Origin of the sequence: Dietzia sp. CQ4 (genome assembly GCF_014145125.1) — a bacterium.
GTDB lineage: Bacteria > Actinomycetota > Actinomycetes > Mycobacteriales > Mycobacteriaceae > Dietzia > Dietzia natronolimnaea.
The window spans coordinates 1-9,577 of record NZ_JAALDZ010000021.1; the positions used below are offsets into that span (position 1 = coordinate 1).

A 9,577-nucleotide genomic window follows, 5' to 3' on the forward strand; every position below is an offset into this window, starting at 1 on the left:
GTGGTGTGGGCGGGCGTGGTGTGGACGGGCGCGGTGTGGACGGGCGTGGTGTGCACGCGATCGCTCTGACCGGTCATAGGCCGAGGTACCCCCTGATGAGTAGGTTCAGTTCGGTCCGCCAGGTGGACGGGTCGAGCGGCGGGTCGGCGAGCGGGGCCGACAGGACCAGCCCCTGGACGGCGAGGAAGAGCATCGTCGCGGTCCTGTCGGCGTCGCGCCCGGCCAGCCTGGGGTCGCTCGCCACCGCCTGCGCGAGCAGTCCGCGGAGGACGTCGATGAGCCGGCGCTGCGAGGTGCCGAGCCGGTGGAAGACGTACTCGGAGAGCATCTCGGACTCGTGCCTGCGGAACGCGTCCAGCAGCGGGTCCGTCCGCACCTCGTCCGCGAACGTGCACAGCAACCGAACGAGCTCGTCCGCGTCGCCGGGTGCCGAGTCGGGGAGTGCCGAGCCGGGCAGAGCCGAGCCGGGGAGCGCGGGATCCACCCGCTCGACGACCGCGGTGAGCTCGCGGGTGAGCAGGTCGGCGAAGAGGGCGGTGATGTCCGGCCAGTGGCGGTAGAGGGTCGTCCGTCCCACCCCGGAGCGACGGGCGACCTCGACCATCGTGGTCCGCGTGGCACCGATCTCGAGGATCGAGTCGCGGGCGGCCGTGAGCGCGCGGTCGCGGGTGGCGGCGGTGCGGTCGGTCGACAGTGCCGGGGCGGACGAGGTCACCGGAGCTCCTGACTGGCGCGCGGCGCCCTTGGCGATCGTCCGGGGGTCGGGTACCCGTCAGTGCGGAGATCGTGGAAAACGGAACAGATTGAGGTTTACTGTTCCAGTATGAGCGACATGACTTCCTCTGACAACCTTCCGTTGCCGCCTATGGCCCTGTCCCGGTGGGGCACCGAGGCCGAGGCGAGGGACCTGGGCGAGGGCATCCGCGGCCTGCTGCGCGACGTGCTCGGGGTGACCGCCGAGAGCGGCCTGCACTTCGATCCGGCCGCCGTGGTGGCCTCCCCGTCCCGACTGACCCACGCCGACCTGACGGCCCTCGCCGACATCGTGGGGGAGGGCAACCTCTCCACCGCGGACGCCCAGCGACTGCCCCGGGCCAGGGGCAAATCGACACCCGATCTGCTGTCCTGGCGGCTGCGTCCCGAGGTGGACTGCCCCGACGCGGTGGTCGCACCACGTGACGACGACGAGGTGGCGGCCCTGCTGGCGTGGTGCGGACGCGAGGGGGTCGCGATGGTCCCCTTCGGCGGCGGCACCTCCGTGGTGGGGGGCCTCACCCCGGACGCCGGCGGCCACCGGGCCGTGATCTCGGTGGACCTCGCGCACTTCGACTCCCTCGAGTCGATCGATCCCGACTCGGGTGAGGCGGTCCTCGGGGCGGGCCTGTCGGGTCCCCGGGCGGAGGAGTTGTTGGCCGAACACGGCTTCTCGCTCGGCCACTTCCCGCAGTCCTTCCCGTACGCGACCCTCGGCGGGTACGCGATGACCCGCTCGTCCGGGCAGGCCTCGGCCGGGTACGGGCGCTTCGACGAGATGGTCCGCGGCCTGACCGTGGTGACGCCGATCGGCGTGATCGAGGCCGGCCGCGCACCGGCGTCGGCCGCCGGACCGGACCTGCGGCAGTGGCTGATGGGGTCCGAGGGCGCCTTCGGGGTGTGCACCCGCGTGCGGCTACGGATCCACCCGGTCCCGCAGACGGTCCGACACGAGGCGTTCCGGTTCCCCGACTTCGCCACCGGTGCGGCGGCGCTGCGCGCGGTCGAGCAACAGGGCACCGGCCCCACCGTCATCCGGTTGTCGGACGAGGCGGAGACGGCGGTGAACCTGGCCACCGCCACAGAGGCGATCGGGGAGCGGGCCGAGGGCGTCGGTATGGATGGGGCGGGCACGGAGGGTGCCGGCGCGGCCACGGAGGGCGCCGACGGCGCGGGCGGGGAGTCCGGCGGCTGCCTGTGTCTGACGCTGTTCGAGGGCACGCCCGAGCACACCGGGTCGCGCCACGCCGAGACCCGGGCGGTGTTGCTGGCCCACGGCGGCGTCTCGTTGGGTGCCGGACCGGCCGAGGCGTGGGAGCACGGCCGCTTCGGTGCGCCCGTCCTGCGTGACTCGTTGCTCGACAACGGCGCGCTGGTCGAGACGCTCGAGACCGCCACCGACTGGTCGAACCTGCCCGCGCTGCGGGACGCCGTCGCCGCGGCGCTGACCACCTCGCTCGAGGCGAGTGGCACGCCGGCACTGGTGATGTGCCACATCAGTCACGTCTACCCCACCGGCGCGTCGCTCTACTTCACCGTGGTGGCGGGTCAGCGGGGCGAGGACCCCGTCGCGCAGTGGATGCAGGCCAAGCGGGCGGCATCGGAGGCGATCGTGGCCACCGGGGGGACGATCACCCACCACCACGCGGTCGGGGTGGACCACAGGCCCTATCTCGAGGCCGAGATCGGCGAGGTGGGCGTGCGGATGCTGCGTGCGGTCAAACACGCCGTGGACCCGGAGGGCGTGTGCAACCCGGGGACGTTGATCCCGTGACCGCGCGGCTGTCCGACCGTCGGATCCGCACGGTCGCCCTGCTGACCAACCCGGCCGCAGGCGGCGGGCGGGGGGACCGGGTCGCCGACAGAGCGGCCGCGAGGCTGCGGTCGCACGGGCTCGAGGTCGACGCCCTCCGGGGGGCCAGCGCGCAGGAGTCGCTCGAGCTGGCGCGACAGGCGATCGCCGACGGCGTGGATGCCCTCGCCGTGTGCGGCGGGGACGGGATGGTCTCGCTCGCCGTGCAGACGCAGGCGTTCTCGGGCGTCCCGATCGGCATCATTCCCGCGGGCACCGGCAACGATCTCGCCCGTGAGTACGGCATCCCGTTGGACAGCCCGGAGGCCGCGGCCGACGTCGTCGCCGGCGGCCGGGTCGAGCAGGTGGACCTCGGCAGGGCCACCCCGGACGGCGGGGACCCGCACCTCTTCGCCTCCGTCCTGTGCGCGGGGCTCGACTCGGCGGTCAACCGGCGCGTCAACGAGATGACGATCCTCGGCGGGCCCCTCCGCTACGTCCTGGCCTCGATCATCGAGTTCCCGACGTACCGGCCCCGTCGGTTCCGCATGACCTTCGACGCCGGTGAGGCGGAGGAGGAGACGGTGGAGACGGAGGTCCTCCTCAGCGCGTTCGCCATCACGCGCAGCTACGGCGGTGACATGAGGATCGCCCCCGACGCCGACCGGTCCGACGGGTTGTTCGACGTCTGCTACGTCGGCAGGATCTCCAAGCCCCGACTGGCGTGGCACTTCCGCCGGCTCTACTCCGGTACCCACGTGGGACTCCGGGGGGTGACCACACGGCGGTGCAGGTCGGTCCGGATCGAGGCTCAGGATGTGGAGGCGTTCGCCGACGGTGACGCCGTGGCGCCGCTCCCGGTGACCGTCGAGGTCCTCGCGGGGGCCGGCCTGTTCCTCGTAACGCGATAACTCCAGTCTCATCCGTAACACTGATTTACGCAGGTCACGGGGGTTACACGTAGTCGATACCTCATCCGCCAATCGGTTCGCTTCAGGCTCGCCGAGACGGCATGATTACCTCCATGCGCTCCAGGCTCACCGCGTCACTCGCGACCATCGCCGTCACCTCCGCCACTCTGATGGGTGGCGGGGGCGCGACGGCCTCCGCCCAGGCTCTGCCGTCGTTCATCCCGCAGCACGTGGTGGACGGTCTCGTCTCCCAGGCCCGTGCCGCGGTGCCCGCCGAGGTGTGGGCGGCGGTCGGGTCGACGGGGATGATCTACCAGGACGTCGCAGGCGGGCTGCGCGAGGGCATCGTCCGCGAGATCGACTCCTACCGGGTGTCCCGGGGGCTCGGCGCACTGGCCCCCAACCCGACCCTGGACCGCGAGGCGCAGGCGTGGGCCGACCGGCTCGCCGCCGAGGACGCCGTCTACCACAACCGGGCCCTGCTGAACCGCGGCCACGGGGAGAACATCGTCGCCGCGGGTACACACTGCGGAGCGGTGTGCCTGGTCGACCTGTGGAAGAACTCACCCGGCCACAACGACAACCTGATTGACCCCGGGTACCGTTCGGCGGGAATGGGGATCGCGTACTCCGCCGGTGGCAAGGTGTTCGTGGTACACAACTTCGCGTACTGACGTCAGCCGGGGGGACCGACCCGCTGCCAAGCACGGCCGAACAGACGAGGGAGACCATGTCCGAACGGATCACACGCGCACTCAGGCTCAGGACAGACCCGGGGATCTTCCTCACCACCGTGGCGGTCATCGTGGCCTTCGTGGTGGTCACGTTCCTCGCGGGGGACTGGGTGGGGGACGTCTTCGGCACCGCCTCGGGGTGGATCATGACCAACCTCGGGTGGTTCTACATCGCCGGGGTCTCCATCTTCCTGCTCTTCCTGCTGTGGATAGCGCTGAGCCGGTTCGGACATGTCCGTCTCGGCGCCGACGGCGAGGAGCCCGAACACTCCACGGCGGCCTGGTTCGGCATGCTGTTCGCCGCCGGGATCGGCACCATCCTCATGTTCTGGGGAGTGGCCGAGCCCATCTCGCACTTCGCCACCCCGCCCCGCGGCGGGGTGGACCCCGGGAGCAGGGAGGCCGCCCAGGAGGCGATGGCCTTCACCCTCTACCACTTCGGTCTGCACACCTGGACCATCTTCGCGCTGCCCGCCCTGGCGTTCGCCTACTTCATCTACAAGCGCAAGATGCCGCCGCGCGTCAGTTCGATCTTCGCGCCGATCCTGGGCAACCGCGTCTACGGGCCCATCGGCAAGACGATCGACGTCGTGGCGCTGGTGGGAACGGTGTTCGGCGTGGCGACCTCCGTCGGCCTCGGCACACTCCAGATCAACGCCGGTCTCAACGAGCTCTTCGGGATCGCGGTGTCCCCGGTGGTGCAGGTGCTCGTCATCGTGGTGGTCACCACCATCGCCTGCATCTCGGTGGCGGCGGGCCTGGACAAGGGCATCAAGCGACTGTCCACCCTCAACATCGCCCTGGCCGTCGCGCTGCTCGTCTTCATCGTCGTCACCGGACCCACCCTGTTCCTGCTCAAGGGAACGGTGGAGACCTTCGGTGTCTACGCCTCGACGCTGCCCGAGCTGGCGTTCTGGAACAACGTCTTCCCGGCCAACGACGACCTGGCGACCTGGCAGAACACGTGGACCGTCTTCTACTGGGCGTGGACCATCACGTGGTCGCCGTTCGTGGGCATCTTCATCGCCCGCATCAGTCGCGGTCGGACCATCCGCCAGTTCGTCTTCGGGGTGCTCGTCCTCCCGGTGGCCTTCTCCATCATCTGGTTCGGCGTGTTCGGCATGGCGTCCTTCGACATCGAACTGAACGGACCCGGTGGACTGGTCGAGGCGGTGGTCGACGACGGGGACATCCCCGGCGCGCTGTTCGCGTTCCTGTCCAACTACCCGCTCGCCACCCTCGTCTCCGGGATCGCGGTGCTGATCGTCGTCATCTTCTTCACCACCTCGGTCGACTCGGCCGCGATGGTCGTCGACATGATGGCCTCGGGCGAGGACGACACCGTCGCCCCGTCGCCCGTCCACCAGCGCATCATCTGGGGCGTCCTCATGGGCGCCGTCGCCGCGACGCTGCTCGCCGGCACCGGGACCGGTGGTCTCAGCGCTCTGCAGGAGGTCATCACCGTCATCGGGCTGCCGTTCTTCGTCATGGGCTTCGTGATGATGTACAGCCTCGTCAAGGGCATCTCCGCCGACCTGGGCGAACGGCCGCCCACGGTGACCAGGCAGTGGGATCGCGCCTACTCGCCCGAGGAGTTCGAGAAGAACGAGACCACACCCTCACCCGAGCCGATCGGTCCGCTGCACCGGATCCCCGGGGAGGAGGACGACGGCGCACCGAACCCGCTCCGGTCCTCCGACTAGTGTCCGCGCACGTCGAGCATCGTCATCGCCGCGTGCATCTCCCACACGAGGATCTCGGCGCCGCCGGCGCCGGCGGTGACCCGGCGACCACCCGTGGCGGTGAGTTGCGCGGCGTCACCGGTGGCCAGCTCGCCCTCGGCCTCCAGGTCGACCGAGCCGACTGGGACGTAGAGGTGGAGGTACGGCGCATCGGGGAGCTGGACCGACCGACCCGGCTGTAGTCGCGCGGCGAGCAGCGCCGAGGTGCTGCTGCGGATCCGGATGGCGGCCCGGTCGGCGTGGGCGCGGAGGCCTCCCGCGACGACGGCGAGGGTGTTCTCCAGCTCGCCGGGGTCGATCTCGCGCTGGTCGTACCCCGGGTCCCCGCCGGTGGAGTCCGGGACGACCCACATCTGGACCAGGTGTACCGGTTCGGCCGGGACCCCGGAATGCCGGATAGATCCGTCGCGCCAGCCGTCGTTGCGCTCGGAGTGCAGGATCCCCGTCCCCGCGCTCATCCGCTGGGCGAGACCGGTGTAGATGATCCCGTTGTGGCCCTCGGAGTCCTGGTGGACCAGCGATCCGGACAGTACCCAGGTGACGATCTCCATGTCCCGGTGGCCGTGGGTGTCGAACCCGGAACCCGGCGCGATCCGATCGTCGTTGTTGACCAGGAGACGCCCGAAATGGGTGTTCATCGGATCCTGGTGGCGGGCGAAGGAGAAGGAGTGACGGGAATCCAACCAGCCGCCACCGGTGTGGGAGCGCGTGGCCGACCGACGGAGTGTGACCTTCTGATCGAGCACGGCGCCCCCTTGACTAGCTGATGCAACAACAATACGCTCCACCGATCGGCTCCGGCCGGGGCGCCCGTCCAGAACGGTCGTCCAGATTTTTCGCTGATACGGCGACGGTCCACCGCGCGCGGGCGTAAGGTGACAGTTGTCAGTGACGGGAGTCACATCGCCTGCCGGGAGGTTTCCATGTTGCAGAACGCTCTGGCCGCCACGCTGCGCGTGGGTGTGGCCACCACCAGCGAGGTGGCTCACATCGTCGTCGACCACACCCTGGGCCGCTTCCTCGACACCAACCCGGACAAGGTTCGCTGACCATCCGGGTTCGCTGACAATCCGGGTGGGTTGACCATCCGCTAGAGCCGGGCCGCCACGAGCCGGAACGCGTCCGGCCCGTAGGGCGGCACGCCGGGGATCACATCCCGTCGGCCGTGCCCTCGCTCCCGCCGAGGGCGTGGTCCGGCTGTTCCGGCGTCTGATAGATGCGCTTCTGTTCCTCCATGTCGCGCGACCCCGTCGTCGCGGTGCCGTCACCGTTGCCGACGCTCCGGCCGTCACTGTGTCCACCGCTGCCCGGGGCGTCCGGGTCGATTCCGGTCGCTCCCTGATCCGCCGCCCGATCCGGCGCGCTTCCGTCACCGACACGCGTTCCGTCGATGGTGTTGCCCAGGTCCTCTGGGGTCTCCGGGGGTGTCTCCGAGTTCATGTGGTCCTCCTGGGTCGTGCGTGCGGGGGGTGGTGACGACCCTAACCGCGACGGGCCCCACGTGCTTCCGGACCTCGCCGCCGGATCCGACGGTGACCGCACCGGAGCGACGACCGACCGGGACCGCCTATCCTGGTGCCCATGTCGGACAATCCCTTCGGTCGGGTCATCACCGCGATGGTGACCCCAATGCACGACGACGGCTCGATCGACTTCGACGGGCTGCAGCGACTCGCGGTCCACCTCGCCGATCACGGTCACGACGGACTGCTGGTCAACGGCACCACCGGTGAGTCCGCCACGACCACCGACGAGGAGGACTACGACGCCGTGGCCGCGGTCGTCGAGGCGGTCGGCGACCGTGTGTCGGTGATGGCCGGCTGCGGGACCAATGACACCGAGCACTCGATGCGGGCGGCCGCCGCGATGGTCGAGCGCGGCGCCGACACGCTGCTGGTGGTGACGCCGTACTACAACAAGCCCACGCAGCACGGGATCGTCGAGCACTTCCGGATGGTCGCCGAGGCGGGAGGGCGACCCGTCATGGCCTACGACATCCCGGGGAGAACCGGCACGGCCCTGTCCTCCGACACGATCCGCCGGTTGGGAGAGATCCCCGGCCTCCGCGCGGTCAAGGACGCCAAGGGCGACCTCTTCGAGGCCAGCCGACTCATGGCCGAGACCGATCTGCTGTGGTTCTCGGGTGACGACGTGCTCAACCTCGCGTTCCTCGCACTGGGCGCCACCGGCATCGTCTCGGTGGTCGGGCATGTGGCCGGAGACGACTACCGGGCCATGATCGACGCCGTCGATGCCGGTGATCTCCCCCGGGCCCGCGAGATCCACACCCGCCTCATCCCGGCCGTCGACGCGATCATGCACACCTCGCAGGGGGCCATCCAGATCAAGGCAGCGCTGAAGATGCAGGGGCTGCTCGGCTCCGACCAGCTGCGGATGCCGCTGCTCCAGGGCCCGCCGGAGCACCTCGACCGGCTCCGTGAGGGACTGGCCGCGGCCGGACTGGCCTGACCCACGGATCGGCCTACGGATCGGCCTGACCCCGCCGCGGACTGACTACCGGAACGCGGACATCTCGGTGCACCGCTCCCAGAGGGCGGCGGCGACCCGCTCGTCGCGGGACCTGCTGCTCGACCTGGCGATCTTCGGGTATCCCCTCAGTCCGCCCAGGCGATCGGGGCCCACGAAGGTCGCGCCCGGAAGGTCCGGCACCGTCGCGGCGTAGAGGACGGACAGGGCGCCCGTCTCCGGCGTCAGTCCGGCCCACGAGATCGAGTTGCCGAGCTCGAAGAACCGGTCGGCGGCCGGGCGGCCGCTCTGCCGGAGGAGTTCGGTGGCGGTGTACCCGGGGTGGGCCGCCATCGACCGGATCTCCCCGCCCTCGCGACCGAGTCGGCGCTGCCATTCGTAGGCCAGCATGATGCAGGCCAGCTTCGAGTTGGCGTAGGCCGCCATCGGCCGGTATCCGCGCAGGTCCATGCTCAGATCGTCGGTGTCGACGCGCCCGCGGAGGTGTGCCAGCGACCCGAGCCAGACCACGCGATCGGTCAACCGCGGCAGCAGGCCGCCGGTGAGGGCGTGGTGACCGAGTGCGTTCACACCGAACTGCATCTCGTGACCCTGGGCGGTCCGCGAGGGCGGGAGGTTCATGACGCCGGCGTTGTTGATCAGGACATCCACCCGATCCGCGGTCCCGGCGACGAACTCGTCCACCGAGTCGAGGTCCGCCAGATCGAGCCGACGGACCAGCGCCAAGTCACGCGTCCCCGACGGCAGGGTGGCCCGGGCGGCCTCGGCCTTCTCGAGGTTCCGGCACGCCATGACCACCCGGGCGCCCCGGGCCACGAGTGCCTGTGTGGTGGCCAGGCCGATCCCCGCGTTGGCCCCGGTCACGACAAAGGTCCGTCCCGTCTGGTCGGGGACGTCGGAGGCGGACCATCTGGGCGTGCGGCTCATGTGTGACAGTCAACCAGCCGCGCCTGCGCCGTGGTCGGACACCCGTGTGGTAGCGCCGGGGGAGACGCCGCGATGTTCTTGTGACACACTCGCGTGAGGCGGGTGAGATCCCACGCGTCACACACGCCTTTCGTCTTCGACCGAGATCTCGGAGTTCCCTCATGACGTTCGACCGCCGTTCCTTCCTCCGCCGCGCCGGTCTCGGCGCGGCCGGGGCCGGCGCCCTCGCCG

10 protein-coding genes are annotated in these 9,577 nt (G+C 70.4%); 6 read left to right on the plus strand and 4 right to left on the minus strand.

What is annotated here, in order from left to right; all coding sequences use genetic code 11:
- Positions 1–73: 73 nt before the first annotated feature.
- The gene (locus G6031_RS01275) at positions 74–715 is read right to left on the minus strand and encodes a TetR family transcriptional regulator (protein WP_182644432.1); all 642 of its coding nucleotides are present in this window, start codon (positions 713–715) and stop codon (positions 74–76) included.
- 150 nt (positions 716–865) lie between these two features.
- On the opposite strand from G6031_RS01275, the gene G6031_RS01280 reads away from it, so the two are divergent.
- The 4 genes from G6031_RS01280 (at position 866) to G6031_RS01295 (ending at position 5,893) form a co-directional block, all read left to right on the plus strand.
- Positions 866–2,527 carry an FAD-binding oxidoreductase gene (locus G6031_RS01280; RefSeq protein WP_347238416.1) on the plus strand — a complete coding sequence of 554 codons (1,662 nt, stop codon included), beginning with the start codon at positions 866–868 and terminating at the stop codon, positions 2,525–2,527.
- The gene (locus G6031_RS01285) at positions 2,524–3,456 is read left to right on the plus strand and encodes a diacylglycerol kinase (RefSeq protein ID WP_182652178.1); all 933 of its coding nucleotides are present in this window, start codon (positions 2,524–2,526) and stop codon (positions 3,454–3,456) included. Before G6031_RS01280 ends, G6031_RS01285 begins: the two co-directional genes overlap by 4 nt.
- A gap of 113 nt (positions 3,457–3,569) precedes the next feature.
- Positions 3,570–4,130 (plus strand): CAP domain-containing protein, encoded by a 561-nt coding sequence (locus G6031_RS01290; protein WP_241737123.1) that lies wholly within the window; start codon positions 3,570–3,572, stop codon positions 4,128–4,130.
- A gap of 56 nt (positions 4,131–4,186) precedes the next feature.
- The gene (locus tag G6031_RS01295) at positions 4,187–5,893 is read left to right on the plus strand and encodes a BCCT family transporter (RefSeq protein WP_182652179.1); all 1,707 of its coding nucleotides are present in this window, start codon (positions 4,187–4,189) and stop codon (positions 5,891–5,893) included.
- Here G6031_RS01295 and G6031_RS01300 read toward each other — a convergent pair.
- Positions 5,890–6,678 (minus strand): pirin family protein, encoded by a 789-nt coding sequence (locus tag G6031_RS01300; RefSeq protein ID WP_182652180.1) that lies wholly within the window; start codon positions 6,676–6,678, stop codon positions 5,890–5,892. The genes G6031_RS01295 and G6031_RS01300 overlap by 4 nt on opposite strands.
- A 177-nt stretch (positions 6,679–6,855) precedes the next feature.
- On the opposite strand from G6031_RS01300, the gene G6031_RS19035 reads away from it, so the two are divergent.
- On the plus strand, positions 6,856–6,981 hold the full coding sequence (locus G6031_RS19035; protein WP_259847360.1) for a hypothetical protein: 126 nt from the start codon (positions 6,856–6,858) through the stop codon (positions 6,979–6,981).
- Positions 6,982–7,081: 100 nt separating this feature from the next.
- Here the strand turns inward: G6031_RS19035 and G6031_RS01305 are convergent, their stop codons facing one another.
- On the minus strand, positions 7,082–7,372 hold the full coding sequence (locus G6031_RS01305) for a hypothetical protein (protein ID WP_182652181.1): 291 nt from the start codon (positions 7,370–7,372) through the stop codon (positions 7,082–7,084).
- 141 nt (positions 7,373–7,513) lie between these two features.
- Between G6031_RS01305 and dapA the strand changes: the two genes are divergently transcribed.
- Positions 7,514–8,401, plus strand: a complete 888-nt coding sequence (gene dapA, locus G6031_RS01310; protein ID WP_182616732.1) for a 4-hydroxy-tetrahydrodipicolinate synthase — start codon at positions 7,514–7,516, stop codon at positions 8,399–8,401.
- 45 nt (positions 8,402–8,446) lie between these two features.
- On the opposite strand, the gene G6031_RS01315 is transcribed toward dapA, so the two are convergent.
- A complete protein-coding gene (locus G6031_RS01315) occupies positions 8,447–9,346 on the minus strand; it encodes an oxidoreductase (protein ID WP_179523708.1) in 900 nt (299 codons plus the stop codon).
- Positions 9,347–9,577 lie beyond the last annotated feature (231 nt).

What these genes read in the sequence shown, in the direction of transcription:
- G6031_RS01315 (WP_179523708.1), bottom strand. Translation starts at nt 9,346, where the DNA reads ATGAGCCGCACGCCCAGATGGTCCGCCTCCGACGTCCCCGACCAGACG.
- dapA (WP_182616732.1), top strand. Translation starts at nt 7,514, where the DNA reads ATGTCGGACAATCCCTTCGGTCGGGTCATCACCGCGATGGTGACCCCA.
- G6031_RS01280 (WP_347238416.1), top strand. Translation starts at nt 866, where the DNA reads ATGGCCCTGTCCCGGTGGGGCACCGAGGCCGAGGCGAGGGACCTGGGC.
- G6031_RS01305 (WP_182652181.1), bottom strand. Translation starts at nt 7,372, where the DNA reads ATGAACTCGGAGACACCCCCGGAGACCCCAGAGGACCTGGGCAACACC.
- G6031_RS01295 (WP_182652179.1), top strand. Translation starts at nt 4,187, where the DNA reads ATGTCCGAACGGATCACACGCGCACTCAGGCTCAGGACAGACCCGGGG.
- G6031_RS01290 (WP_241737123.1), top strand. Translation starts at nt 3,570, where the DNA reads ATGCGCTCCAGGCTCACCGCGTCACTCGCGACCATCGCCGTCACCTCC.
- G6031_RS19035 (WP_259847360.1), top strand. Translation starts at nt 6,856, where the DNA reads ATGTTGCAGAACGCTCTGGCCGCCACGCTGCGCGTGGGTGTGGCCACC.